The sequence below is a fragment of the Streptomyces sp. ISL-100 genome, from assembly GCF_018614615.1.
Classification (GTDB): domain Bacteria; phylum Actinomycetota; class Actinomycetes; order Streptomycetales; family Streptomycetaceae; genus Streptomyces.
On sequence record NZ_JAGGOK010000004.1, the window covers coordinates 176,872 to 201,327 of the forward strand.

Sequence of the window (24,456 nt, forward strand, 5' to 3'; positions counted from 1 at the left end):
GCTTCGGACGCTGTCGCTGCGGCTTGTCTAGGCAGGCAAGGCCGTACGGTCCAGGCGCTGCCGCTGCGAGTCCGTGAGCCGGAGGTTTGCCGCAGCGAGATTCTCCTCCAGATGGGCGAGCGAGCCGGTTCCGGGGATCGGCAGGACGACCGGGGAACGGGCGAGCAGCCAGGCGAGCAGGACCTGGGGAACGGTGGCCCCGAGTTCGCTGGCGACGGTGGCGAGAACGGACGCCTGACCCGAGGCACTTTCTGCGGCGACGGGACGCCAGGGAAGAAAGGCGATGCCGCCGGCCTCGCATGCCTCCAGAACCGGCTCGTAGTCTCGGTCGAGGAGGTTGTAGCGATTCTGTACGCTCGCGATCTCGGCGGCCTGCCGGGCCTCGGCGAGCTGCGCGGTGGTGACTTCGGACAGCCCGAGGTGCCCGATCTTCCCTTCAAGTTGGAGCTCGCGGAGCGCGCCGATCTGTTCGGCGACTGGAACCTTCGGGTCGATCCGGTGCAGCTGCAGGAGGCCGACGCGCGCAGTCCGGAGTCGGCGCAGGCTCTGCTCAACCTGCTCGCGCAGGCTTTCCGGCCGTGCGTCGTACGCCCAGCCTTCCGGCCCGGACTGAGTGACCCCGGCCTTGGTGGTGATCAGCAGGTTGTCCGGGTACGGATACAGGGCGTCGGCCAGGAGTTCCTCGTTGGCCCCCCATCCGTACAGGTGGGCGGTGTCGATCAGAGTGACACCCAGCTCGACAGCGCGCCGGGCCACCGCCATGGCGGCAACCCGCTCAGGGCCGGGCTCGGTCGGCAGGCGCATGGCGCCGAACCCGAGCCGGAACACCCGGTATTCGCCTCCGATGGAAAACGTGCTCGCCGTGCCCGGAGTGTTCGGTGTGCTTGAAGTCATCGGTTTCCCCCTCGTCCGCCCGACGATACCGGGGCTCGCCTCATGCGGAAGTCAGCACGCTGACCCGGCGTGACGATCAGGGACGACGGGCGGCAGCGGCCGTCGGCGCTCAGGTGCAGCTTGCAGATGGCGCTATGGCCATCTGGACATTGAGCACGCAATTCTTGCGGGTCGTGACCGTTCCAAGTTGAGTTGGCCCCGCTGCGCGTCACGGTTGGCCAGCAGGGCAACTGTCCTCTCGCACCTGCGGGGCTTGGGGAGATGCGGTTGATGCGGTCCTGCCTGATCCTGTCGTGGGCTGACACTGGTTCTGATCAGGGAAACAGCGACGCGCCACCTGCGCACTGCTGCTCATCCCGCTGCCGGGATGCCAACGGTGAACCGAGGTGGCGGTCAGCAACGCAGGCCGACGATGCCCCAGCCGCGGCGCTCTGCCTCCGTGACCACCTCGCCCCAGTCGGTGAGAAGGTCGGCAAACGCTTCGAAGGTCGTGATCCATCCGCAGGGCTCCGCGGCGTGCTGGGTGAACGGCTCGCGCAGAAGTTCCAGTTGGGGTGCCGCCTGCCGCCACCATCCGGCGATCAGCGGCACCTGATCGGGCGGACACCACAGCAACAGGTCCGTGTCCCAGGTGCACGGCCGCTCCGGGAGCCCCGAACCGACCCCGGTGGTGTCCTCCAGGCCATGCCAGAACAGAGCATCGTTGAACCGGTCCAGTACCTCGCGCACCGTGGGCTCGACGAAGTCGCGCATGTGGTCCCAGCGGTGACCGGCCCAAAAGTGCGGCTTGTACGAGCCGAACGTGTTCCGCAAGGCATACCTGCCGTACCAGTCCTCACCCGGCGGACCTGGATCCGGGTTCCGCCACGCCGTGGATGGCGAGATCGGCATCGTTGCTTGCCCGCCGTCGACTGCCCACTTCGCACGAAGTCAGCGCAGGTGCGAGAGGACAGCTGCCCTGCTGGCCAACCGTGACGCTCAGCGGGGCCAACTCAAGCGCTCAGCGGCCAACTGAAGCGCTCAGTCACAGGGGGCCTTCGCCCGTGGGCTCGTGAGGCGTCAGCTGTAGTCGAGTTCGATGTAGTCGATGTCGGTCAGCTCCACTTGGAGGCCGGGTGCTCGGCGGCCGCGGTCCTTGAAGTACTCCTCCTGAAGGCCTTCGGCGGCGATGCGTTGCAATTGCTGTTCGGTGGCGCTCGCGGCCTGCGCGTCGAAGAGGCGGCTCGCGTACGCGGGCGGCAGGTGCTGGGTGATGAGCCGCAGCCGGCTGTCGTCCGTAGTACCCGGCGCCGCGGTGAATCCGAACCGCGCGCGGGTCTCGATCACGATCCCGGTGGTGCTGGCGGCCTGCTTCTTGGCGCGGTCACGGACCTTGGGCTGCCAGTTCTTGCCCACCTCGGCGACCAGGCGGGCGGCGAGGTCCTTACGGGGCCGCTTGAACTGACCCTTGAGGTAGCGCTCCACGGTGCGCTGGGAGGTGCCCAACCGCTCGGCCACCGCCTTGGTGGAACCCCTTTCGTGCTTCACGAGGAACCGCATCTGCGCCTGCGCGGATTTCGGAAGAGGCCGGGTGAACGTGCTCGCTTCCGCCTTGTCGAGGCTGTCGCCCAGAATGCCCATCGCTGACCCCTGGTCTCCTATTCTCCGTCGGCCGACGCGTCGGTCCCCTTGATGTGCCGGGCGGGGTTGTGGCCTTGATCGAGCATCTGCACAGCCCACATCATCGGTTGGCTGCCCTCGCACTTGACCATCCCCGGTGAGACGCCGAGGCGGAGTCCTCCGGGCAGCGGCTTGTCCTCGGGCGTGCGGGGCAGGAAATCCAGCGGTGAGGGGCCGTCGGACAGGTATACGGCGCAGTCGGAGAGGACGGCCACCGGGAAGAGTCCGACGCCTGCGAGCTTGAGCATTTTGCGGTGCATGTTGATCCGGGCGGCAGAGATAACGGCGGCGCGGATGTCGGGGCGCCAGGTCGGGCGCTCCAGGGCCGGCCAGCGTTCGCCCGGCCGGTAACCCACGCCCTGCGGGCGCTCGCGGAGCTTGCCGATGCCGCCCTTGACCGTGGATTTGATGGCGGAAAGGACGGCGGCCTGCCCGGCGTCGACCTGCTTGTGCCGGTCCATCGCCGCGAGGAACTCCGCCTCGCCCATTCCGGATACGACTCCGAGCTGTTCCATGGTGGCCATGTACGCGTCGCGCAGCCGCGAGTACCAGGAGTCCAGGTACGGTCCGTGCTCGCGGCGGACGTACGCCTGCTCAGGCTGTACCCGGTGACCGAGTTCCACTGCGTAGGCGACGGTCGGCGTCGCGTACCAGGCGGGGCCGTCCGGCCGGACGCCGTGCGGGGTGAACGGGTTCGGGAGGCGCGGGTCGATCTCGATGTGGGACAGGTTGACGAGCCAGCTGCCGGGCAGCTTCGGGTCGAATGCCGGATTGTGGATGTGCGCGGCAGGGCCGAGGCCGACGTTCAGCCGGTTCGCGGCGGCGGCGAACGCCATGTTGACGTCGATACCGACGGCGTACGGCTTCGCGCACTCCTCGTCGGTGAGCAGCTCGGGGTCGCGGATCCACTCGTACGCCTCTTCGTCGAGGACTTCGCCGGGGGTGCGCCGGTGGCCGCGCGGGTGCAGGGCGGCGACGACGGGGTGCTCGTCCGGGGCTTCCGGTGGCGCGGGGTCCACCGGGGCGGTGAGCGAACCGGGGTTCGGGCCGGACGACCACGCGCCGGTCGCCGCGTCCTTGACCGCACGGGTCGGCGGGCGCAGCGCGGTCATCAGCTCCAGGCCGGACACGGCACAGGAACCGCGCGGGGTGATGACTCTGGTGGCGTACGTGCCCAGTACCTGGGCGAGTTCCGCAGCCGGCAGCCCCGCGGCCTCGCCCCAGGCGCGTGCGTCGAGCGCGCCCCAGGGCACGATCGCGAACTGGACGCACTGGCGCCGGCCGGCCTGCGCCGGGCGGTACACCCTGGCCCAGGGGCCGAAACCGCGCCTGGTCGTCTTCCAGTTCGCCCGGGCGATCTGCTGGTTGACCTTGTGGTCCTCGGGCAGGCGAAGACCTCGCCGGTCCTCCAGGGCGGCCGGGAGGCCGAGCCGCTCGGCGGCCGAGGCGGTGATGACAACCAGCGGGTCGGCGTCCTTGCCGTTGCGGTTCAGCCGGGGCCCCCAGCTGCGCCTCGGAAAGGGCCCAGTCGACCAGGGCGGGAATCGTCGTGGCCGGGCAGTCGAGCACCAGGCCGCCTACGCAGTACGCCGATCCGTCGCCGTCCAGCACCGCGAGCGGGCCGTTGGCGAGGCGCGGATCGACGGCCACCGCGGCGTGAACGGGCTCTCTCGTCGCAGGCCGCTTCGCGGACGGGCGGCGCGACGCCGACGGCGTGCGGGCCGGGGACGGCATCGCGGGGGTCTCCGGCGCCGCAGGGGCGGTTGGCCGTTCTGGCGGAGCGGCAGTGGCTTGTGCTTCCCCCGCTGCGCGAGCGGTTCGCGGTTCGGGCGCGGTTGCCAGTTGGGTGGCGATGCCTTCCAGGAGCTTGGCGTAGGCGGCTCGGGTGGTTCCCTGAGGTTCGCTGCGGCCTGCTTCCCATCCCGCCACGGTGGTCCGCGTGACGTCGAGTGCGGCGGCGATCTCGTTCTGGGTGAGGCCGTAGTCGGTGCGCAGCCGGGCGCGCTCGGCCGGCTCGGGCAGGTGAGTGCGGCGCGGCCCGGACTTCAGGAGGGCGTCGACGGGGTCGGGCTTGCTGGCCATGCGGCGCTTGCTCCTTCGGTGTCAGTCGTCGTCAGTCGTTGTCGGGCACGGACGTGCGGTGCGGGGCGGCGTCCAGGAACTCGCGCAAGTGCCTGCCGGTGAGGATGCGGGCGGGATTGCGGCCCGGGGGCAGCGGAAGTCTGTGGCCCAGGGCCCACTGGAAGCGGGCGGCCGGTGCGAGGTCGAAGGCGTACTTGCCGCCCGCGGTGACGTCGGGCTGGGAGCTGACGATCCGGAAAGCCCCGACGCAGACGCCGCCGTCGACGAAGGCCAGCAGGAAGTCGCCGTGCTTCCCGACGGTCTGGGTGGAAAAGCGCCACCAACGGGCCGCTCCTTCCGCAACGGTCTGGCCATTGCGAAGCGACTGCCTCACATCCACCGCGAGCATCCGTCCCCCGTCTCCGTTCCGTGCCTTTCTCTGCAGAACGACTCGATCTTAGCCCAGAGCAACACCTTTTATCGGCGGATAAAGAGCGCATCGGCAGTGGCCGCGGATCCCGGGCGCAGCTCCAGGAGAAGAAGGACGTGCCACCGCCGAACGCAGGCCTTCAGACACCCCCTGGAGTCCCGAATCCCCTGACTGTCATGACGGTGCCGGGTCGCGGGGGACCTTCCTGCGGCGCAGCCATGCGCGCAGCCCCCGGGAGGTTTCCGGGAGAGGGGGAGGCAGGGGGCGACTGGTCTCCGGGCGTGGAGCGGGACGGTGGTCGCGCGCCTCGTCCAGAAGCAGCGCGAGGCTCACCCTCTGCCAGAGGATCTCGTCCGGGTCGTCGGCCGGCAGCAGCCGGTCCATGGCCTCGCGGGCGGCGGGTGATTCACCGTAGCGCCCCACAAGCCCCGGCCTGAGCTTGTTGAGGTAGGCACGCTCGTAGGGGTCGTCGACGACCTCCGCGAGCTGGACGGGGTCGAGGGCGGAACTCGTGATCGCCGCCTGCTCCCACGGGTCCTCGGTCTGCCGCGTCAGCAGGCCGAGGCGTCGCCCCCGCCAGTTCCGAGCCCGTCGGTCCTCCCCCGCGTCGAGCACGACGCGCATCCGCTGCGGGGACCTGCCGGTGAGCAGACCCGGCTCGCGAGTGGCGAACTCCTGCAGCTCTTCGGCGAGATACAGCCAGACGACCGCCCTGTAGCGGTTGAGGTAAAACTTGACCGGCGTGACGTATCCAGCGCGGGCGAGCTTGCCAAACCGGACGGGGCTGATGTTCATCAGCTGCGCACCCTCGGTGGTCCCTACGGTCCGTACGCGCTCACGCAGCGTCTCTTGATTCCGGTCCGCCGCCCGGAGCCTGTCGATCTCCTCGCGGGCAACCCGGCGGTGGCTGCCGTCGGCGTCAACCGTGGTGCGGATATGGCCGAGCAGGACGGCGAGGTCGAACTCGCTGCGCTTCAGCCCCAGTTCCTGGGTGGCCCGTGCTGCGGACAGCGGCCTGCCCGCCTGCGTCACGACGGCGGCGCGGTGTGCTTCTTGTACGGCCATGATCGTCTCCCCGTGAGATGCGAATACTCTCGGTGACGACCGTAGCCTGGATGGCGCGTCACCCGCCCGGCCTGTGGATAACTTCCCGGCCGGGCGAGTAAGCGCAGGTCAGAACTCGGTTCCGGTCACAATTCCCGGCTGCCTCGCGGCAACGCCGAGGTGCTCACCGACGCGGTTGACGAGCAGAGTCATCTCGTACGCGATCTGCCCGATGTCGGCTTCGGCGGCGCTGAGCACGCACAGACAGCTGCCGTCGCCCGCCGCCGTGACGAAGAGGACCCCCTCATCGAACTCGACCATCGTCTGGCGGACTTTTCCGGCGCGGAAATGCCGGCCCGACCCCTTGGCAAGGCTGTGCAGTCCGGACGACACGGCGGCCAGATGCTCGGCGTCCTCCCGTGCCAGACCCGTACTCGCCCCGGTCACCAGGCCATCGTTGGACAGCACCAGTGCGTGCCGCACGTGCTCGACCCGGTTGGTCAGGTCGTCCAGAAGCCAGTCGAGTCCCTTGTTCAGCGCCATGTCGCGGCCCTCCCCGTTAATTTGTTCCCCGTTGGTCTGATCGAGGTCAACCCTTCCCCACTGACGTCGTCGCGGCAAGCACGTGTTCCGGGGTCAGCCGACCGTGTCGAGCAGCCGGGCGGTGTGCATCCTTCCCGCGTATTCGACGAGACGTACCAGAACCTCCTTGCCCGAATCACGATCCCGCGCGTCACAGAGCACCACCGGCGTCCCCCGGTCGAGGTCGAGGGCACGCGATACGTCGTGCGCGCCGTAGGTCCGTGACCCGGCGAAGCAGTTCACCGCCACGACGAAGGGGATGTGGCGGTGCTCGAAGTAGTCCACGGCCGGGAAACAGTCCTCCAGGCGGCGGGTGTCCCCGAGGACAACGGCGCCCAGAGCGCCCTGGGACAGTTCGTCCCACAGAAACCAGAACCGGTCCTGTCCCGGCGTACCGAAGAGATACAGCGAGAGTCCGGACCGGATGGTGATGCGGCCGAAGTCCATGGCCACGGTCGTGGTGGTCTTCTGGTCGACGCCTCCGGTGTCGTCGACCGTCTGCCCGGCCTCGCTGAGCTGTTCCTCGGTACGCAGCGGCCGGATCTCGCTGACGGCGCCGACGAGGGTGGTCTTGCCGACCCCGAAGCCGCCGGCGACCAGAATCTTCAACGCGAGGGCGGCCGTCTGATCGGCCTTCTCGTCAGAGCGCTCAGAGCCCATCGATCACTTCTCTCAGGAGACTGGGTAGTCGGCGGCAGTCAGGGCAGTCGGGGGCAATCGGGGCAGTCGGCGCTAGAGCGCTCTCAGGCCCTCGATCACCTCTTTCAGGATCCGCTCGTCGGGCAGCTGCGCGGGCGGTACCGGCCGGCTGACCTTGACGTAGCCGGATTCGAGGAGGTCGCCGAGGAGTACGCGGACCACGCCGACCGGCAGGTCGGCGCCGGCCGACAGTTCGGCGACGGACTGGGTCTCCAGGCGGCACAGAGCCACCAGGGCGCGGTGTTCGGGGCCGAGCAGCGACTCCTCGGCGCTGCCCGGCGCGTTCTCAGCGAGGTCGACGAGCGCGATGAAGTCGAATCGCGCTCCGCTGGGCCCCGGTTCGGTCCTGCCGCCGGTCATCGCGTACGGACGTACCAGGGGGCCTGCTTCGGCGTCGAACCAGTGGCTGCCCTGATGGATCGGGTCGGTGCCGGTTTCCCTGTCCTCTGTCATGTGCGGTGCCCGCCTTCTGTGCGGTCGTACGGTCAGCCCGCGGCCGGCGGCTGCGCGGAGAGGCGTGGCGGCGTGTACAGGTGCTCGCCCACCCGCTTGACCAGCCGGGCCATTTCGTAGGCGATCAGGCCGATGTCCGCCGTGGCGGAGCTCAGGACTGCGAGGCAGGAACCGTCCCCTGCCGCGGCGACGAACAGGAAGCCGTCGTCCATCTCCACCAGCGTCTGGCGTACGTCACCCACGCGGAAGTGGCGTCCCGCGCCCTTGGCGAGGCTGTGGAAGCCGGATGCCACGGCCGCCAGGTGCTCGGCGTCCTCGCGGTTCAGCGCGCTCGACGCACCGACGGCCAGGCCGTCGTTCGACAGCACGACCGCGTGCCGCACTTCGCCCACCCTGGTCACCAGATCGTCGAGCAGCCAGTCGAGTTCGCCGGATCCCGAACCGTGGGCGGTGCTGGTCCTCTCGTGCTCGATCATTCGTGGTCTCCTTCTCTGCCGCGGGTCCATCCGCTGCGGTAGGCCGTCATGCGGTCCCTTGCCTGTTCCGGGGTACGCCCCTGTGCGGCGGCGGCGGAGGGGTGAGCGGGTACAGCGGGCGGTGTGGGTGCTTCGCGAAGTTGCGGGACAAGACTGGCCTGCCGGACCCTTCGCGGGAGCCCGTTTTCGTCGTTCCCGCGATCGTCCGGTTCCGCGGTGCGGTTGTGCGGGCGCAGAGCGGTGACCCCGGCCGGCTGCTGCGGTCGCTCCTTCGGCGGCGGCTGGGCCGCGAGAGCGGGGCGCGGCGCCTGCGCGGCGAAGGAGGTGCCGTTGGTACGGGAAGGGCGTGGGCCGGGCACGAGAGCGGGCCCGGACAGTGGTGCGGTCTCTTCACTCTTCGGCGGGCCTTCCTGGCGTTGCGCGCGGACCGCGGACCGCGGTGCGCCTTCTCCCTTGGTGACGGCGCTCTGGAGCAGCGGAATGGGCAGCAGGACGACAGCTGTTGTCCCGCCGTACGGCGAGGTGCGCAGGTGGACTTTGATGCCGTGCCGGGAGGCGAGTCGGCTGACCACGAAGAGGCCCAGCCTGTCGCTGTCGAAGAGGTCGAGCGCTTCGGACTGTTCGATCCTCCGGTTCGCCTCGGACAGGGATTCCTTGCCCATGCCGAGTCCGCGGTCCTCGATCTCCAGGGCGTAGCCGTTGCCGACGGGCTCACCGGTGACGCGCACCTTGGTGTGCGGCGGCGAGAACTGGGCGGCGTTCTCGACAAGTTCGGCAAGGAGGTGCGTGAGGTCCGCTACGGCGCTGCCCGCGACGGCCGCTTCGGGTAGGTGGCGTACCTCCACGCGCGCGTAGTCCTCGATTTCGGACACGGCGGCGCGTACGACATTGGTCAGCGGTACGGGCATGCGCCAGGCGCGGCCGGGAGCCGCTCCGGACAGGATGATCAGGCTTTCCGCGTGCCTGCGCATCCGGGTGGTGAGGTGGTCGAGGCGGAAGAGATCACCGAGTTCGCCCGGGTCGTCAGCGCGGCGTTCCATGCTGTCGAGCAGGTTGAGCTGGCGGTGGACGAGGACCTGGCTGCGCCTGGCGAGGTTGACGAAGATCCCTGACACGCCGCTGGCCAGTTCGGCGCGTTCCACGGCGGAACTGACTGCTGCGCGGTGCACGGTGGCGAGGGCTTCGCCGACCTGGCCGATCTCGTCGTCGGCGGGCGGTCCCGGGGGAGCTTCCGTGTGGATGTCGATCTCTTCTCCGGCGCGGAGCCTGTCCATCGCGTGGGGCAGTTTGCGCCGGGCGATCTCCAGGGCGCCGTTGCGCAGGCTGATGAGTTCGACGACGAGTCCGCGGCCGATGCGTACGGAGATGACGAGGGAGGCTGCCACAGCCGCGAGCCCCAGGAGCACGGCGGCTCCCGCAGGCGTGAGCACGCCACGTGCGAGTGGGTCGGTGCGGGCGGCGGCGTTCCTGTCGGCCTGCGTCACGATGGCGCGCACGGAGCGCTGTACGGCGGTGTGCGCGGGTTCCCAGTCGGCCGAGGTGACGGCTTGGGCGGCCTTCCGGCCGGGCTGGGCGGCGATCACCTTGTCCTCGGCGGCGAGTACGTCGTCGTACGCGCTCTTGCCGGTGAGTGCGCGCCAGGCATCGCGCTCGGCGTCCGGCAGGTCGACAACGGCGGATTCGGTCAGGCTCCTGCGGGTCTGTGCCGCTCCGGCGAACTGCCGTTGGCGCCGTACGTCGAAGGTACGGGTGAGCTGCGCGGAGGAGAGCAACGCGTCCTCGCGTGCGAGCATTTCGCCGGCCCGGGCGAATTCGAGCAGGACGCGTGCCTCGGATCCGGGCCGGGCGTCCTGGATGCCGGTGAGCGCCCCTGTGACGGCGAACGCGTCCTGGATGGTCCGGGTGTACTGCTCGTACGTCTTGTCCCAGTCGGCGGTGCGGTCCAGGACGCCGGTGCGCAGGGTGGTCAGTCGTTCCGTGCCGGATACGAAGGTACGGAGCCTGGTGGCCACTGTGTCCGGGAGGGCCGCGCTGTCGGCGACGGTGTGTTCGTCGTCGAGCCGGAGTGCGTCGGCCGCGCTGTCGGTGCGTTTGGCCTGCTGTTCCAGTGCGTCCGCGCGGTCGTCGTCGGGGGACGCGAGGTAGCGGACGGCGGCGCGGCGTTCGGCCTGGAGTTCGGCGACGGTGGCGGTGACGGGTATGCGTACCTCTTCGTCGACGCGTTGGAGCCGCTGTTGTCCGGCGACGTCCTGTGCCGTGGTGACGGTGGCGAAGGCCCAGAGGGCGAGCAGCGAGACGACGGGCACCATCAGCAGCGAGACGATCTTCGCCCGTACCGTTCTCGGGCGCAGCCGCCACCGTTCCCGTGGGGCGGCTGCGGGACGCGCTCGGGTGTCGGCGTGCGGTTCGTGCCCGGGGGGCGCGTCGGTGTTCTCGTCGGCGGGGGGACCTGCGTGCGCCCGCCGTCCACGCGCGGGCGGCGCGGACCGGGTTGGTGTTTCGGCGCCCGGGGTCCTGCGGGGTTTGCGCATGGCCTCCTCGTTCCGGATTCGGGTCTGCTGCCTGAGTGGTGCGGTACGGCGGGGCCGGCGCTGTTCTAGGGAACGGCCGTTTCGGTCAGCCGCTCCGCGGAGGCGTAGGCGGCGCGTTCACGCGCCGTGGGTGAGAGGGCGACGAAGGCGGCGGTGAGGAAGAGGTACGAGCCCAGGCCCACGGCAAGGGGGAAGATGAACTGCATGGCCGTGGCCCCGGGGAGCTCGCTGCCCGATGGACTGACCCGCACGCTGACGGCGGCCATTCCCGTGTAGTGCATGCTGCTGACCGCCGCTCCCATGACGAGAGAGGCGACGGCGACAGCGACCGGCGATTTGATGTTCAGGGCCGCCCACAGAGCGGCGGTCGCGGCGACGACCGCGATGGCGACGGACAGGCCGACGAGCAGCGGGTCGTAGGAGACGGCCCCGTTGAGGCGCAGTGCGGCCATGCCGAGGTAGTGCATGCTCGCCACGCCCAGCCCTGTGGTGAGGCCGCCGAGGAGCAGTGCCCTGCCGCGGTCGCGGCCGTAGCCGACGGCGAACACCCCGGCGCCGACGACGAGCATCGCGACGATCAGGCTGAGGATGGTCAGTGGCACGTTGTAGTGGATTTCAGTGCCGGTGACGCCGAAACCGAGCATCGCGACGAAGTGCATGGTCCAGATGCCGGTGCCGAGGGCGGACGCGGCGGTGATCAGCCAGTTGCGGCGGGAGCGTCCGCTCGCTCCCAGCGCTCGTACGGTGCAGCGCAGGGCGAGGGCGGCGCCGATGGCGGCCATCGCGTACGACAGCACGGGTGTAAGCCAGCCGAAGGTGGCGTGGTCCAGGTGTCCCATGGCCCAGGGACGCTAGTCCCGAAGGGGGCGCACACTGGGAGCGCATTTCGAAAGCTGCCGGAATATGACAGAGATACGTTTCCGAACGACCGGACCGCGCTCGAACATGCGCACCGCACATGCGTTGCAGTCGCCGGAGTTTCGAAGAATCTGGGGGACGATGTGCGTATGGCCGATGACCACACGCACGTTCAGGAGTTCTTCACCGCTCGGGCCGCGGACTGGGACGCCCGTTTCCCGGACGACGGACCTGCCTACGCCGCCGCCGTGGCGGGCCTCGGGCTGCGGCCGGGTGACGCCGTGCTCGACGCGGGCTGCGGCACGGGGCGCGCACTGCCGTTCCTGCGTGACGCCGTGGGCCCAAAGGGCACGGTGCTGGGCGCCGATGTGACGCCGGCGATGCTGGAGGCGGCGGTGCACGCGGGCCGCCATCACGCGGCGCAGCTGCTGATCGCCGATGTCGCCCGGCTGCCTGTACGGACGGGCGCCCTCGACGCCGTGTTCGCGGCCGGGCTGATCGCTCATCTCCCCCAGCCGGCGGACAATCTGCGCGAACTGGCCAGAGTGGTGCGCCCCGGCGGTCTGCTGGCGCTGTTCCATCCCATCGGCCGCGCTGCCCTCGCGGCCCGCCAGGGCCGGCAGATCACCCCGGTCGATCTCCGGGCCGAGCCCAACCTCCGGCCGCTGCTGGCTGGTTCGGGGTGGCGGATGACGTCGTACACCGACGAGAGCGACCGGTTCCTGGCGCTGGCCGTACGCCAGGACTGAGCCGGAACCGTCCCGCCCGGTCAGGTCACTCGCTGGCAGCCGCCGCCGGGCGCTCCGCGTGGGGCACCGGACAGCTCCCCGTGCCGGGAGTCGGGAACGTCCCCAGATTCGCGACCGTGTAACCGCCGGGATAGCCCTTGATCTCGGGATTCTGCCGTGCGTAGTGCGGCCTGCTGCGCGGTGGCAGCAGGCGCACGGCGCGGGCACGCAGCCGCAGCGCGCCCCTGACCAGCCCCCGGGCGGCGGGCGCCGGGGTGTCGTAGCGGAAGGCCCGCAGGAGCGCGTCGTCGAGGAGCGCGAGGCTCGCGCCGCGCACCAGCGGCGCGAGGGGGCGTGGATACCAGGACGCCATGAGCGCGAGCGTCGCGTCCGAGACCCTGCGCGCCCCCTCGTCCCAGCCGAAGTGCTCGGCCTCGTACGTGTCGAGACAGCGCTCGAACTCCTCGAAGGACCGCGGAATGTCCTTGATACCCATGTGCTTGCCGAGATGCAGGTAGTAGGCGGAGGACGCCCGGAGTTCGTGGTCGGACAGCCGTCGCCAGCCGTAGGAGTCGATCCAGCGCTTCGGCATGACGACGAACGTGCACAGCACGTAGCGCATGTCCTCATTGCTGATCTCGTAGCTGCGGTGCATCTGGTTGATGCGGCGGATGGCGGTGCGGCCGTCCTCGGTGTCGAAGCCGTGCTCCACGACGGTGTCCAGGAGCAGGGCGGTGTCGTCGTAGCGCTTCTGGGAGCGGTCCGTCAGCTCTGCCGTCTCGGCGAGGAGGCGGCCGATGCTGGGCACCGCGTAGGTGCGATAGAGGGCCAGTTCCAATGCACGTGCGTAGTCCCAGGGGAACTCGTACGTCGCGGTGAGCCGGTAGATCGTCAGGAAGTCCTTCTCCGGGTCCATCCGTTGGATCTCCCGCAGCCGGTCGTAACGCTTCAACGCACCGTCCCCCTTCTGTCGCCCGGCGTCCAACTCTACGTTGGGAGTGCACACATGAAGGATCCGTGATGGAACCACTCAGGGGGAAGGTGGCCCGCGTGCTGGACAGCGTATGGGACAGACTCCGGAAGCTCTTCGGGCCGCGTCCGGGCGGTGTGCCGCAGGCACACCCGGAAACGCGGCAGCACAACATCTTCGAGGCCGCCGCGGCCTACGTGTCCGCGTGCGCGGAGGACGACGAGCCCCGTATCGAGGAGGCGGCCGGCTGGGTCTCGCCGGAGGCGCTCTCCTTCGGTGTCAATGAACTGGCCTGCCGGGCGGTCATCGCGCTGGCGCGTGAGCGCGGCGAGTCACCGCACAGCGTGGCCCGCAGCCTCCTCGGTCTCCCGGCAGCGTGACGTCGCGTTCTTTCCCCCCGTGGGCCTCGACGACGGGGTTACTCACTGGTTAGGGTGCGCCGACGACCGATCCGATGGGATGAGGAGGGCGCCGTGACCGGGCCGGACACCGCCGAGGACGCCGAGGACGCACTGTTCGTGCTGACCGCGGTGCTGCTGACGCCCGCGCAGTTCCCGAGTGTGCTCGGTGACGACTATCCCGAGGCCTGTGCGGCGCTCGGTCTGGAGCCGTACGCCGACGGGTACGGGCTGGTGCTCGGCCAGGACGGCACGGGCGCACGGTGGACCGTCGTGATCGACGACGTGTCCCTGGTGGCGGTCGCCATCGCGTCCTGGGACTGCGGTATGGAGTACGACCTGTCGCCCGACGAGCGCACAGTCGTCGCCGGTCTGCCGGGCTGGCCGCTCGCGCTCGCGGTGGCCGCTCCCGGCATACCGGCTCCGCACGATCCCGTTCCCGAGAACGGACCTGACGGCGCGAGCGGGCCGTCGCCTCTCGCACCGCCCGACACCGACGCATGGGGGCCCGCCCAGCGGCGGCTCGGCGCCGATGAGATCGCGCTCCAGTGGGCGGCCTGGCGCGAGCAGATTGACGACGAGGAGACGTTCGTGGCTCCCGGTGACAAGCCGCATTCCGGTGTGCGGCGTGTGATCAAGGAGCTGCACGGCTATGTGGACGCCCCACCGCCGCCCGGACGGGTGCGCTCGACTTTCGCTTCCGGCGACGCCCGCACGCTCCGCGCCGACGGTCCTGGCTGGTCCGTTGTGGCCAGGACCGACGACATCGCATTTGTGCTGCTGGACGAGGAACCGGGCGAGGTTCTTCCGGTCGGCCGGGGGCCCGAACTGCCCGGTCTGCTGGAGGCCCTCGACAAGATGGCCGTACGGCCTTCCTGACGGCCGCCCTGCCGCGTACCGCTGCGAGGGCCGCCCCGCGGGCAAGGCTTGACCGCCTGCCGCTTCAAAGGCGCTGACCACCGCTCCGCTGTGCGGATCGTCCGCAGGCGCTGAGCGCGAGCGGGCGCGATGCGGCTGCCGCCGCGGAGCGCGTAGTCGGTTGAGGGCATGTCCGTGGAGCGGCAGGCGAATGGCGGCGGAGAGCGCACGACGGGGCCTGCGAGGGCCCGCGAGACGGTGTAGGCGTCGAAGTCGGCCCTCTGCCCGTGCGGGGCGACGGTTTTCGTGGACGGCACCCATGTGAGGGCCCTGCGCCGTGTGGGCCGGGCCCATGGCCGGACCGGGCTGTGCGACAGCACGATGTGGCGCTGCGCCCGTCTTCCCGCAGCGAACCCGGAGGTTCCCATGCGCCCGTCCAGAGGCGTCCCGCTCGTTGCCGCACTTCTCATGGTGCTGACCACCGTCGGCTCCGCCGGCGCTGCACCCCCTGCCCACGCGGGTGGTTCCTGTGCGGGGCGGGACCGTCCGGCCGTGCCGGGAGCGGAACGTCAACGCGTGGCCTGTCTGCCCGACTTGACCACTGCGGGGCTGGCCGGCACGGCGTACACCGACACCGCCGACCAGGTGGGGCTGTCCGCGAAGGGCACCAAGAACCCTTCCGGTGTGCCGGGCCTGCAGATCGACGGCCACTTCCCTGATGATTCGCGCTTCAACGCCACTCATGGGTGGCGGCACGACGCTCAGTTCGTCATCCGGATGCCCGATCGCTGGAACGGCGGCCTTGTCGTCACGGGTGCGCCCGGTACGCGCAAGCAGTACGCGACCGACGCCCTCATCTCCGACCAGGTGATCGCTCAGGGCTACGCGTACGCGGCGACCGACAAGGGGAACAGCGGCCCCGACTTCTTCATGGACGGTGAGAGGCCCGGCGACGCGGTGGCGGAGTGGAACCGGCGTACCACGGAGCTGACGCGCGCGGCACGCAGGACCGTCGCGCGGTGGTACGGGCACGCGCCACGGCGGACGTACATGACGGGCATCTCCAACGGCGGCTATCTGACGCGCTGGCAGCTCGAGAACCATCCCGGGCTCTACGACGGCGGGGTGGACTGGGAGGGCGCTCTGTGGACCGCCGACGGCGGGGGTCTCCTGGACTCCCTGCCGGTCGCCGTGGCCCGGAGCCTCGGCCGGGCAAAGGACGAGGATCTTCTGAAGGCCGGTTTCGCACCGGGGTCGCAGTTCCTGTGGCCGTACCACGAGAAGGCCTACTGGGGGCTGACCCAGAAGATCTACCGCGCGGAGTTCGATCCGTCGTACGACCCGGCCTGTCCAGGGTCATCGGCCGGTGCTACGCTGCCGGAGATCCTCGCGCCCTGTGCGGCGGACGCGGAGTACGACTACGCCGCGCGCCCCGACGCCGTACACCGCGCCGTGGGGCGGGTCGCGCTGACGGGGCGGATCGGCAAGCCGCTGATCACGCTGCACGGTGATCTGGACACACTGCTGCCGATCGCCACCGACTCGGACGTGTACGAGCGGATGGTGGCGGGACGGGGGCGCGACCGGCTGCACCGCTACTACACCGTCGAGGGCGGCACCCATGTCGACTCGCTCTACGACACGTATCCGGAGCGGCTGCGGCCGGTCCTGCCTTGCTATCGCTCCGCCTTCACGGCGCTCGTGGCGTGGGTGGAGGACGGCAGCACCCCGCCCGCGGACCGGACGATCGCCAGGCCCGCGAGCGGTGATGTGGTCAACTCCTGCGCGCTGGGCTGAGCCGGGGCTCAGACGCGCTCAAGGGGGCGGTGCGGCCCAGCCGGCAGTACGGCTTCTATCCGGTCGCCGGGCCGTACCACCCCACCGGCCCTGACGACGCTCATGATCCCGGCCTTGCGGACGATGTTGCCCTTCGCGTCGCGGCCGACGACCTGCTTCAGGAGACCGTCCTGGAAGGCGTCGATCTGCAGGCACGGGTTGCGCAGGCCGGTGACTTCGACCACCGCTTCGTCACCAATGTGCAGGAGCGTGCCTTCGGGGAGCCCGAGAAGGTCGATTCCACTGGTGGTGATGTTCTCGCCGAGGTGGCCCGGCTCGACCGTGAAGCCCTCCTGGAGCAGCTCACCGAACAGTTCCGCGTGTATGAGGTGCACCTGGCGCAGGTTCGGCTGGGTGGGGTCCTGCGCGACCCGGGAACGGTGCTTGACCGTCGTCCCCGCGTGCACGTCGCCTTCCACGCCGAGCCCGGCCAGCAGCGTGATGCTGTCGCGGTTCGGCTTGGTGAACGCATACTCGCCGTGGCTGCTGACCGCCGTAACTGTGCCGCCCATGGTGCGGAACTCCCCTCGTCCGTGCCGGTACTTGATCCTTTAAGACCCTATCCCGGCACGGTTCCAGGCAGGCTCAGCGGCCGATCTGCTTGCGTGAGACACTGCGCAGCCTGCGGCGCTGCGAGGTGTCCAGCATCAGATAGGCCGCGACGGGCACACCGATCATGATCAGCAGGCCGGGCCAGAACCCGACCAGCCACATGAGGGCGATCCCCGCCACCACTCCACCGGTGGCGACCTTCGCGCTCTTCGACATCTTCGACGCCTCCTTCGCGGCTGTTGCCGCCTATGCTCCGGTAACGTGCGCGCCCGCGCCACAGTTCCGCCGCGCGGGCCGCTAGACGGCCGCGTTCTGCTCGGGCCTGTCGCCGGTCCCGTCGCTGGCCCTGTCGGTCCTGAGAGGCGCGCCGACCTCGTGCATGTGCGTCAGCGCCTGCCGGTACGAGTCGATCAGTCCGGTCTCCGCGTACGACACACCCACCGCCTTGCAGTGCGCACGCACCAGCGGCTGTACGAGCCGCAGATTGGGGCGCGCCATGCTCGGGAAGAGGTGGTGCTCTATCTGGTAGTTCAGGCCGCCGAGGAACCAGTCGGTGAGTATCCCGCCGCGCACGTTGCGTGAAGTGACGACCTGCCGGCGCAGGTGGCCCCAGCGCTCGCCGTCGGGGTCGGGCATTTCCATCCCCTTGTGGTTGGGCGCGAACGCCATTCCCAGGTGGAGGCCGAAGAACGCGTGGTGCACGAGCGCGAAAACAGCCGCCTTGCCGGGCGACATGACGGTGAGCAGGAAGGCGAAGTATCCGACAAAGTGGGCCACGAGCAGCGAGCCTTCCAGCACGCGCTCACGCGCCGGCTGGCGGCGCAGGTACTGGAAGCCGTAGATCTTCAGGGCGATGCCTTCGAGCAGCAGCATCGGGAAGAACAAGCGCGCCTGGTTGCGGGTGAGCCAGCGGGCGAAACCTTCCCGCTGTTCGGCCTGCTTCTGCGTCCAGACCAGTGCCCCCACGCCGACGTCGGGGTCCTTGTCGATGTGGTTCGGGTTGGCGTGGTGGCGTACGTGCTTGTCGTTCCACCACGCCTGGTTCATACCGAGCAGCAGATTGCTGTGGACGAGGCTGATCGCCAGGCTCACCTTGCGATTGCCGGTTATCTGCGCGTGGCCCGCGTCGTGACCGACGAAGGCGGTGCGGGCCCACAGCACCGTCAGGGGCAGCGCGAGCGGCAGTGCCCACCAGGAGTCACCGATGAGCACGAGTCCGGCGACGACGGCGGCCACGGCGAGCAGGTTGGCCGCGATTCCCAGCGCGTACCAGCCGGTGCGTCGCTCCAGGAGGCCCTGCTCCCTGGCGCTTCGCAGGAGCGGGGCGAAATCGCTCCCCGAGGTGCCTGTCGTGGGTTCCGCGACAGTAGCTGCCTGGGGCATAAGGGTCTCCGGATCTGTAGGACCTGCTCTGACCTGATGAAACTACGCATCAGGACCCTTGATGACCATGGCGTCAGCCCCCGGGTTCCGTTGGTGCCAGCCCCAGTTCGCCATGGAGGGGCTGGGTGCACCTTCGACGGGCAGATGCTGTACCCTCGGCGTCTTCGAAAGCCACTAGTCAAATTTGAGGAATTCGGCATCGCTGTGCACCGGCCTCCCGCGGCAACGCTCTCCGAGATCTCCGAACTCACCCGATGTTCCGTGGTGTTCCTGCCCGCGGACCCGGCACGCACCGGCAAGGTGGCCTTCTGGCGCTCCGACGGAAGCGGGCTCCCCTCCGCCCCTGGCACGGTGGAGGAATTGGCCGTCGTCACGGACGGCGCCACGGCCCACACCGTACGGGCCCTTTTGCTGCCTGTACGGGATGCTCTGCCGGTCCTGACCAGGGCCCGCGCGTCCGCGGAAGCCGACCCTGCCGCTGCTTTCTGGGGTGCGGCCGCGCTCGTCGCCCTCCAGCTGGCCGCGCGCGGGCTGCTCCTGCCGGGACTCAGCGCCGCCGATCACGACGCCTGGCGGGCGGGACCGCTCACCGTCGAGGACCAGGAACGGGTGCGCGAGCTGGCGGCCGCCATGCCACCCGCAGCGCACGCCGTACCCCTCGATGCCGCGGAACGCCCGCTGCGGCTGCCCGCTCCCGAGAAGCTTCTGCGCGCGTTCCTCGACGCGGTCGCGGACGGGCTGCCGCGTACGCCCGCCGCGGCGACGGCCGCCGCCGGTCCCGCGTACGCCGGCGCCGAGCCGCAGCGGCTTCCCGAGCAGCGTGCCTGGGCGACGGATGTCGCCGCCGGGCACGACGCGGGCGTACGGATCTCCCTGAGGGTCGAGTTGTCCGTCGAGGCTGGGCCCGCCTTCCGTGTCGTTCTCCAGATGCACAGTGTCAGCGACCCTTCGCTGGTCGCTGACGCCGCGCAGGTGTGGGCCGGCAATGGCCACACCGGTCCGGCGTTCGGACCGCGCGCCCGTATGGACGCGTTGCTGGCCCTTCGTCGCGCCGCCCGCGCCTGGCCGCCGCTGGCGCCACTTCTGTCGGCTGCCGTGCCCGACGCGATCGAGCCGGCGGACGAGGAGCTCACCGAGCTGCTCGGTGAGGCCGCCCGGGCGCTCGCGGCCACCGGAGTCCAGGTGCACTGGCCGAAAGAACTGGCACGCGAACTGACGGCACGCGCGGTCGTGGGGCCACCCGAGGAGGGCAGGAGTCCGCAAGGTGCGGAGAATGCGCGGCAGACGCAGTCCGGCATGCCGTCCTTCCTGTCGCCCGACGCTCTGCTCGCTTTCAACTGGCGGTTCACGCTGGGGGGTCAGCAGCTTTCCCGGGAGGAGCTCGACCAACTGGCCGAGGCCACCAGGCCGGTTGTGCGCCTGCGCGACCAGTGGGTCCTCATCGACCCCGAGGAGGCCCGCCGCGCGCGGGAGACGCAGGACCGCAAGGTCACCGCGATCGATGCGCTCAGTGCCGCGCTGACAGGCCGCATGGAGCTGGACGGCCGGCAGGTCGACGTACAGGCGTCGGGGTGGCTGGCGGGGCTGCGAGAGCGGATCGCCGATCCCGAGGGCCCGGGGCACGGGGAGGTTCCGCAGCCGGCCGCGCTCACGGCGACCTTGCGCGACTACCAGCTGCGCGGCCTCAACTGGCTGCACCACATGACGTCCCTCGGGCTCGGCGGCTGCCTCGCCGACGACATGGGCCTCGGCAAGACCATCACACTCATCGCTCTCCATCTGCACCGGCAGACGAACGAGCGGACGGCGGGCCCCACCCTGGTGGTCTGCCCCACGTCCCTGATGGGCAACTGGCAGCGTGAGATCGAGAAGTTCGCTCCCGGGACCGCCGTACGCCGGTTCCACGGCGCCTCACGCAGCCTGGACGCCCTGGCCGACGGGGAGTTCGTCCTGACGACGTACGGCACCATGCGGCTCGACGCCGCGCGGCTCGCCCGGACCGAGCCGTGGGGCATGGTCGTCATCGACGAGGCTCAGCACGTCAAGAACCCGTATTCGGCGACCGCCAGGCAACTGCGCACCATTGACGCCCACGCGCGCGTGGCGCTCACCGGCACACCGGTGGAGAACAACCTTTCCGAGCTGTGGGCGATCCTCGACTGGACGACACCCGGGCTGCTGGGCCGGCTCGGAACGTTCCGCAGGCACTACGCACAGTCGGTCGAGGGCGGCAACGACCCCGCCGCCGCCGAGCGTCTCTCCAAGTTGGTACGGCCGTTCCTTCTGCGGCGCCGGAAGTCCGATCCCGGGATCGCTCCGGAGCTGCCGCCGAAGACGGAGACGGACCATGCCGTGTCACTCACCGCGGAACAGGCCGGTCTGTACGAGGCGGTGGTCCGCGAGACGCTCGCCGAGATCTCGGCGGCCGACGGGTTCGCCCGGCGCGGGCTTGTGGTGAAGCTGCTCAACGCGCTGAAGCAAATCTGCAATCACCCGGCTCAGTACATGAAGGAGGAACGGCCCAGGATCGCGGGCCGCTCCGGGAAGCTGGAACTACTCGACGAGCTGCTCGACACCATCCTGGCCGAGGGCGCGAGCGTGCTGGTGTTCACGCAGTACGTACAGATGGCGCGGCTGCTGGAGAAGCACCTCGCGGCACGCGGCACAAGCACCCAGTTCCTGCACGGCGGTACGCCCGTGCCGGAGCGTGAGGCCATGGTCCAGCGGTTCCAGGACGGTAAGGCCCCGGTCTTCCTGCTGTCGTTGAAGGCGGCCGGCACGGGGCTCAATCTCACGAGGGCCGCCCATGTCGTGCACTACGACCGCTGGTGGAACCCGGCGGTCGAGGCTCAGGCCACGGACCGGGCGTACCGCATCGGGCAGACCCAGCCGGTGCAGGTGCACCGGCTGATCGCCGAGGGAACCATCGAGGACCGGATCGCCGGAATGCTCGCGCACAAGAAAGAGCTCGCGGATGCCGTTCTCGGGAACGGCGAGTCCGCGCTGACCGAACTGACCGACGCGGAGCTGGCGGAGCTGGTGGAGCTGCGAGGAGGCACACGATGAGCGACTGGGACACGACAGGTGAGCAGCGGGAAACGGAGCGCACCTTCGACGCACTGCCTCCCGCGCGGGGGCGCGGTTTCGCGCAGACGTGGTGGGGCCGGGCATGGATAAAGGCGCTGGAGGACACCGCCCTCGACGGCGAACAGCTCAGAAGGGGCCGCAGGTACGCGCCTGAGGGAGCGGTCGGCGCCGTGTCAGTACGTCCCGGCCGGATCACGGCGGTGGTACGGGAGAAGGACGGCTCGGCGTACCGCAGTGATGTGCTGTTGCAGCGGTTGAGCGGCGAGGAGTGGGACCGCTTCCTCGACATGGCGGTCGAGCGGGCGGGGCACATCGCGGCGCTTCTTGACCGGGAGATGCCGCCTCATCTGGTGGAGGACGCGGCGGCTGCCGGAGCGGAGCTCCTGCCGGGCATCGGTGATCTGGAGCCGGAGTGCTCGTGCGACGCGTGGGATCACTGTCCGCACACGGCTGCGCTCTGCTATCAGGTGGCGCGCCTGCTGGACCAGGACCCCTTCGTCCTGCTGCTGATGCGGGGACGCGGTGAGCGGGAACTGCTCGACGAGTTGCAGGCACGCAGCGCCGCCCTGGCCTCGCCGCAGGAGACACCGGAAGGGGACGGCGGCGAGGCTGAGCCGGAGGGTGTGCGGGCCGACGAGGCGTTCGCCGCACGGGACATGCCGCCGCCCCTGCCGGCTCCTCCGCCGCTCCCTGGAGAGCCTGGCCGGCCACCGGCTCTCGACACGGAGGCGGGGCCGGCGCCGGGGATCGATGTCGCGGCGCTGGAGTTCCTCGCGAGGGACGCGGCCGGGCGTGCGCATCGTCTCCTGGCCGAGGCACTGTCGTACGGGCATGAACAGCAGCCGGTGGAAGAGCCACTGACGCTGGAGGAGGACGCGGTGCGGCTGGCTGCCGCCGGGCCCGGACCGCGGATCGCCGCACTTCTCGCGTCTGGTTCCGGACGGGAACGGGCCGACCTCGCCCTGGCCGTACGGGCATGGCAGTACGGGGGGCGTGCCGCGCTCGCCGTACTGGAGGAGGAGTGGTCGCCGGGGCCGGAGGCCCTCGCGCGCGCCCGTACGCGGCTGGCTGAGGCGTGGGAGGAGGATGAACGTCCGCAGTTGCGTGCCCAGCACAACTGGTGGACCGTCGTTGGTGCGGACGCCCAGCTGCGGTGCGGTCGAGACGGACGGTGGTGGCCGTACCGCAAGGAGGGCGGGCGGTGGACGCCTGCCGGTCCGGCCGATCAGGACCCGGCGGCGGCACTCGCCACCGTGCTCGTGGACTCTGTCAGCGCAACGGCGTGATCATCCTCTTGTCGCCCGTCTCTCGGTCGTGAGGCGAGCGGGGGCAAGCCCCCAGACCCCCGGGACGCCCTTCGGGCGTGTCCTCAAACGCCGGACGGCTGAAAATTGCCGTAACGCGGTCCGGTAGGTGCCGTTCAGCTCTACGGCCTTCACTGGTTCCCGCATCGTCGGGGACCTGCGTGCGGCAGCGGCCGCCCTGCCATGCCCCTGGACGAGCGGGTGCGTGCTTGCCGGGTCGCTGGGCCTCCGTCACGATGGCCCGGGAGGCCGAATGAGCGATGCATGGGTGGCCCTGGAAGCCGGCGCCGATCCTGGTGAGCGGATCGGCGAACTGCGCCGGGCGCACGAGGCGTTCACCACGGCGGGGCGGCTGGAGCGGCGTGTAAGGGCGGTGGTGGGCGAGTCCTGGCGGCGGTCCGCGCGGGCGCGCGTCAGTCCCGATTCGACGGCCCGTGTGGAGCTGACCGACGGTGACCTGGGCTCGTACCGCGACGAGCATCCGCTGGCCCGGGTGATGCCACTGTTCCGCGAGCTGATGGGCGCCTTCGCGAGCGACGGGGAGCATCTGCTCGCGGTGTGCGACGCGCAGAGCCGGCTGCTGTGGGTCGAAGGACATCCGGGGACCCGTCGGCGCGCCGGGCGGCTGAACTTCGTGCCGGGCGCCCGCTGGTCCGAGTCCGCGATGGGAACGAACGCGCCGGGTACGGCCATCGCCCTCGACCGGCCCGTGCAGGTCTTCGCCACCGAGCACTTCAGCAGGCCGGTGCAGCCCTGGACCTGTGCCGCCGCCCCCGTGCACGATCCGCACACCGGACGGCTCCTGGGAGCCGTCGACATCACCGGTGGGAACGGGCTCGCGCATCCGCACAGCCTGGCGTTCGTCCAGGCGGTCGCGTGTGCGGCCGAGTCACGGCTCGCTCTCCTCGCACCGCCCGACCGCTCCCCCGTCCAGCTCGGGGCACTGGGCAGGGACGAGGCTCTGCTCGTCGTAGAGGGCCGCAAAGTACGCCTGAGCCGCCGCCACAGCGAGATCCTGGTCCTGCTCGCCCGTCACCCCGAGGGCCTCACCGGCGACGAGCTGCTCATCGCTCTGTACGAGAACGAATCGGTCACCCCCGTCACCCTGCGCGCCGAGCTCTCCCGATTACGCCATCTGCTCGGCCCCGCACTGCTCCTCTCCCGCCCCTACCGGCTCGCCGCTCCCGTCGACACGGACTTCGACACCGTCGCCAGGCGCCTGGCGTCCGGGGCGACGACCGCAGCCATGAGCGGGTACGCCGGGCCGCTGCTGCCCGCCTCCGTGGCCCCTGGGGTGGTACGTCTGCGACGACGCCTGGAGGACCAGTTACGGGACGCCCTGATAGCCCGCGCCGACCCCGGGCTGCTCGCGGACTGGGCGTACAGCCCCTGGGGGGAGGACGATCCGAGCGTCTGGCAGGCGCTCGCATCCGTACTCCCCCAGGAACAGCAACCGGCCGCGCTCACGCGCGTACGCGAACTCGACACCTGGCAGGGCGGCGGGTGACCGGCGCGTCAGGACCGACGCCCCTTCCGCCGGATGACCACTCCCACACTGCGAACACGGCCGGGCCTCCTTAGGGTCGTTCCACGGAACGCTCTTTTCTGGTGAAGCACCGCAGAGGCGCGTCCGGACGGGGCGCCACCCGGGTG

The 24,456-nt window shown here is 70.3% G+C and carries 22 protein-coding genes and 1 pseudogene; 7 read left to right on the forward strand and 16 right to left on the reverse strand.

From position 1 onward, the window contains the following. Window positions 1-27: 27 nt before the first annotated feature. From J7E89_RS03140 to J7E89_RS03195, 12 genes and pseudogenes are all read right to left on the reverse strand, one after another. Window positions 28-894: an aldo/keto reductase gene (locus tag J7E89_RS03140; protein WP_214967999.1), complete on the reverse strand. Its 867-nt coding sequence runs from the start codon at window positions 892-894 to the stop codon at window positions 28-30. 393 nt (window positions 895-1,287) lie between these two features. Then, a complete protein-coding gene (locus tag J7E89_RS03145) occupies window positions 1,288-1,707 on the reverse strand; it encodes a hypothetical protein (RefSeq protein WP_214968001.1) in 420 nt (139 codons plus the stop codon). A gap of 246 nt (window positions 1,708-1,953) precedes the next feature. Further along, complete coding sequence (locus tag J7E89_RS03150) at window positions 1,954-2,514, reverse strand: XRE family transcriptional regulator (protein WP_214968004.1); 561 nt, start codon at window positions 2,512-2,514, stop codon at window positions 1,954-1,956. Window positions 2,515-2,531: 17 nt separating this feature from the next. Then, a pseudogene (locus J7E89_RS03155) lies at window positions 2,532-4,635 on the reverse strand (helix-turn-helix domain-containing protein). A 31-nt stretch (window positions 4,636-4,666) separates the two neighbouring features. After that, entirely contained in the window at window positions 4,667-5,023 is a 357-nt protein-coding gene (locus J7E89_RS03160) for a hypothetical protein (RefSeq protein ID WP_214968007.1), read from the reverse strand. Window positions 5,024-5,218: 195 nt separating this feature from the next. Continuing rightward, window positions 5,219-6,109 (reverse strand): DUF6397 family protein, encoded by an 891-nt coding sequence (locus tag J7E89_RS03165; RefSeq protein WP_214968011.1) that lies wholly within the window; start codon window positions 6,107-6,109, stop codon window positions 5,219-5,221. 108 nt (window positions 6,110-6,217) lie between these two features. Beyond that, entirely contained in the window at window positions 6,218-6,631 is a 414-nt protein-coding gene (locus tag J7E89_RS03170) for a roadblock/LC7 domain-containing protein (RefSeq protein ID WP_214968014.1), read from the reverse strand. A gap of 93 nt (window positions 6,632-6,724) precedes the next feature. Next, window positions 6,725-7,330, reverse strand: a complete 606-nt coding sequence (locus J7E89_RS03175; RefSeq protein ID WP_214968017.1) for an ATP/GTP-binding protein — start codon at window positions 7,328-7,330, stop codon at window positions 6,725-6,727. 72 nt (window positions 7,331-7,402) lie between these two features. Beyond that, complete coding sequence (locus J7E89_RS03180) at window positions 7,403-7,822, reverse strand: DUF742 domain-containing protein (protein ID WP_214968019.1); 420 nt, start codon at window positions 7,820-7,822, stop codon at window positions 7,403-7,405. 32 nt (window positions 7,823-7,854) lie between these two features. Next, window positions 7,855-8,298: a roadblock/LC7 domain-containing protein gene (locus tag J7E89_RS03185; RefSeq protein ID WP_214968021.1), complete on the reverse strand. Its 444-nt coding sequence runs from the start codon at window positions 8,296-8,298 to the stop codon at window positions 7,855-7,857. Next, window positions 8,295-10,829 (reverse strand): nitrate- and nitrite sensing domain-containing protein, encoded by a 2,535-nt coding sequence (locus J7E89_RS03190; RefSeq protein WP_214968023.1) that lies wholly within the window; start codon window positions 10,827-10,829, stop codon window positions 8,295-8,297. The genes J7E89_RS03185 and J7E89_RS03190 overlap by 4 nt, the downstream gene beginning before the upstream one ends. Window positions 10,830-10,894: 65 nt before the next feature. Next, the gene (locus J7E89_RS03195; RefSeq protein WP_214968025.1) at window positions 10,895-11,668 is read right to left on the reverse strand and encodes an MHYT domain-containing protein; all 774 of its coding nucleotides are present in this window, start codon (window positions 11,666-11,668) and stop codon (window positions 10,895-10,897) included. A 168-nt stretch (window positions 11,669-11,836) separates the two neighbouring features. Between J7E89_RS03195 and J7E89_RS03200 the strand changes: the two genes are divergently transcribed. Next, a complete protein-coding gene (locus J7E89_RS03200; protein ID WP_214968027.1) occupies window positions 11,837-12,436 on the forward strand; it encodes a class I SAM-dependent methyltransferase in 600 nt (199 codons plus the stop codon). Window positions 12,437-12,461: 25 nt separating this feature from the next. On the opposite strand, the gene J7E89_RS03205 is transcribed toward J7E89_RS03200, so the two are convergent. Next, window positions 12,462-13,367, reverse strand: a complete 906-nt coding sequence (locus tag J7E89_RS03205; RefSeq protein WP_214968029.1) for an oxygenase MpaB family protein — start codon at window positions 13,365-13,367, stop codon at window positions 12,462-12,464. A 101-nt stretch (window positions 13,368-13,468) separates the two neighbouring features. Here J7E89_RS03205 and J7E89_RS03210 point away from each other — a divergent pair, with 101 nt between their 5' ends. The 3 genes from J7E89_RS03210 (at window position 13,469) to J7E89_RS03220 (ending at window position 16,438) form a co-directional block, all read left to right on the forward strand. Continuing rightward, window positions 13,469-13,765, forward strand: coding sequence for a hypothetical protein (locus J7E89_RS03210; protein ID WP_251060050.1), 297 nt, complete (start codon window positions 13,469-13,471; stop codon window positions 13,763-13,765). Window positions 13,766-13,858: 93 nt separating this feature from the next. Continuing rightward, entirely contained in the window at window positions 13,859-14,662 is an 804-nt protein-coding gene (locus J7E89_RS03215) for a hypothetical protein (protein ID WP_214968033.1), read from the forward strand. A 405-nt stretch (window positions 14,663-15,067) separates the two neighbouring features. Then, on the forward strand, window positions 15,068-16,438 hold the full coding sequence (locus tag J7E89_RS03220; RefSeq protein ID WP_214968036.1) for a tannase/feruloyl esterase family alpha/beta hydrolase: 1,371 nt from the start codon (window positions 15,068-15,070) through the stop codon (window positions 16,436-16,438). 8 nt (window positions 16,439-16,446) lie between these two features. Here the strand turns inward: J7E89_RS03220 and J7E89_RS03225 are convergent, their stop codons facing one another. The 3 genes from J7E89_RS03225 to J7E89_RS03235 all read right to left on the reverse strand — a co-directional run bounded on the left by J7E89_RS03225 (window position 16,447) and on the right by J7E89_RS03235 (window position 18,412). After that, window positions 16,447-16,989, reverse strand: a complete 543-nt coding sequence (locus tag J7E89_RS03225; protein ID WP_214968038.1) for an MOSC domain-containing protein — start codon at window positions 16,987-16,989, stop codon at window positions 16,447-16,449. Window positions 16,990-17,062: 73 nt separating this feature from the next. Next, complete coding sequence (locus J7E89_RS03230) at window positions 17,063-17,245, reverse strand: hypothetical protein (protein ID WP_214968040.1); 183 nt, start codon at window positions 17,243-17,245, stop codon at window positions 17,063-17,065. Window positions 17,246-17,326: 81 nt separating this feature from the next. Beyond that, entirely contained in the window at window positions 17,327-18,412 is a 1,086-nt protein-coding gene (locus J7E89_RS03235) for an acyl-CoA desaturase (protein ID WP_214968042.1), read from the reverse strand. A gap of 204 nt (window positions 18,413-18,616) precedes the next feature. Here J7E89_RS03235 and J7E89_RS03240 point away from each other — a divergent pair, with 204 nt between their 5' ends. The 3 genes from J7E89_RS03240 to J7E89_RS03250 all read left to right on the forward strand — a co-directional run bounded on the left by J7E89_RS03240 (window position 18,617) and on the right by J7E89_RS03250 (window position 24,310). After that, window positions 18,617-21,478: a DEAD/DEAH box helicase gene (locus J7E89_RS03240; RefSeq protein WP_214968044.1), complete on the forward strand. Its 2,862-nt coding sequence runs from the start codon at window positions 18,617-18,619 to the stop codon at window positions 21,476-21,478. Next, entirely contained in the window at window positions 21,475-22,785 is a 1,311-nt protein-coding gene (locus tag J7E89_RS03245; protein WP_214968046.1) for an SWF or SNF family helicase, read from the forward strand. Before J7E89_RS03240 ends, J7E89_RS03245 begins: the two co-directional genes overlap by 4 nt. 271 nt (window positions 22,786-23,056) lie before the next feature. Continuing rightward, window positions 23,057-24,310 (forward strand): GAF domain-containing protein, encoded by a 1,254-nt coding sequence (locus J7E89_RS03250; protein ID WP_214968049.1) that lies wholly within the window; start codon window positions 23,057-23,059, stop codon window positions 24,308-24,310. The last annotated feature ends 146 nt before the right edge of the window (window positions 24,311-24,456 follow it).

What these genes read in the sequence shown, in the direction of transcription:
- J7E89_RS03140 (WP_214967999.1), bottom strand. Translation starts at nt 894, where the DNA reads ATGACTTCAAGCACACCGAACACTCCGGGCACGGCGAGCACGTTTTCC.
- J7E89_RS03245 (WP_214968046.1), top strand. Translation starts at nt 21,475, where the DNA reads ATGAGCGACTGGGACACGACAGGTGAGCAGCGGGAAACGGAGCGCACC.
- J7E89_RS03235 (WP_214968042.1), bottom strand. Translation starts at nt 18,412, where the DNA reads ATGCCCCAGGCAGCTACTGTCGCGGAACCCACGACAGGCACCTCGGGG.
- J7E89_RS03200 (WP_214968027.1), top strand. Translation starts at nt 11,837, where the DNA reads ATGGCCGATGACCACACGCACGTTCAGGAGTTCTTCACCGCTCGGGCC.
- J7E89_RS03150 (WP_214968004.1), bottom strand. Translation starts at nt 2,514, where the DNA reads ATGGGCATTCTGGGCGACAGCCTCGACAAGGCGGAAGCGAGCACGTTC.
- J7E89_RS03170 (WP_214968014.1), bottom strand. Translation starts at nt 6,631, where the DNA reads ATGGCGCTGAACAAGGGACTCGACTGGCTTCTGGACGACCTGACCAAC.
- J7E89_RS03160 (WP_214968007.1), bottom strand. Translation starts at nt 5,023, where the DNA reads ATGCTCGCGGTGGATGTGAGGCAGTCGCTTCGCAATGGCCAGACCGTT.
- J7E89_RS03180 (WP_214968019.1), bottom strand. Translation starts at nt 7,822, where the DNA reads ATGACAGAGGACAGGGAAACCGGCACCGACCCGATCCATCAGGGCAGC.
- J7E89_RS03225 (WP_214968038.1), bottom strand. Translation starts at nt 16,989, where the DNA reads ATGGGCGGCACAGTTACGGCGGTCAGCAGCCACGGCGAGTATGCGTTC.
- J7E89_RS03195 (WP_214968025.1), bottom strand. Translation starts at nt 11,668, where the DNA reads ATGGGACACCTGGACCACGCCACCTTCGGCTGGCTTACACCCGTGCTG.
- J7E89_RS03220 (WP_214968036.1), top strand. Translation starts at nt 15,068, where the DNA reads ATGCGCCCGTCCAGAGGCGTCCCGCTCGTTGCCGCACTTCTCATGGTG.
- J7E89_RS03165 (WP_214968011.1), bottom strand. Translation starts at nt 6,109, where the DNA reads ATGGCCGTACAAGAAGCACACCGCGCCGCCGTCGTGACGCAGGCGGGC.
- J7E89_RS03175 (WP_214968017.1), bottom strand. Translation starts at nt 7,330, where the DNA reads ATGGGCTCTGAGCGCTCTGACGAGAAGGCCGATCAGACGGCCGCCCTC.
- J7E89_RS03190 (WP_214968023.1), bottom strand. Translation starts at nt 10,829, where the DNA reads ATGCGCAAACCCCGCAGGACCCCGGGCGCCGAAACACCAACCCGGTCC.
- J7E89_RS03230 (WP_214968040.1), bottom strand. Translation starts at nt 17,245, where the DNA reads ATGTCGAAGAGCGCGAAGGTCGCCACCGGTGGAGTGGTGGCGGGGATC.
- J7E89_RS03250 (WP_214968049.1), top strand. Translation starts at nt 23,057, where the DNA reads ATGAGCGATGCATGGGTGGCCCTGGAAGCCGGCGCCGATCCTGGTGAG.
- J7E89_RS03185 (WP_214968021.1), bottom strand. Translation starts at nt 8,298, where the DNA reads ATGATCGAGCACGAGAGGACCAGCACCGCCCACGGTTCGGGATCCGGC.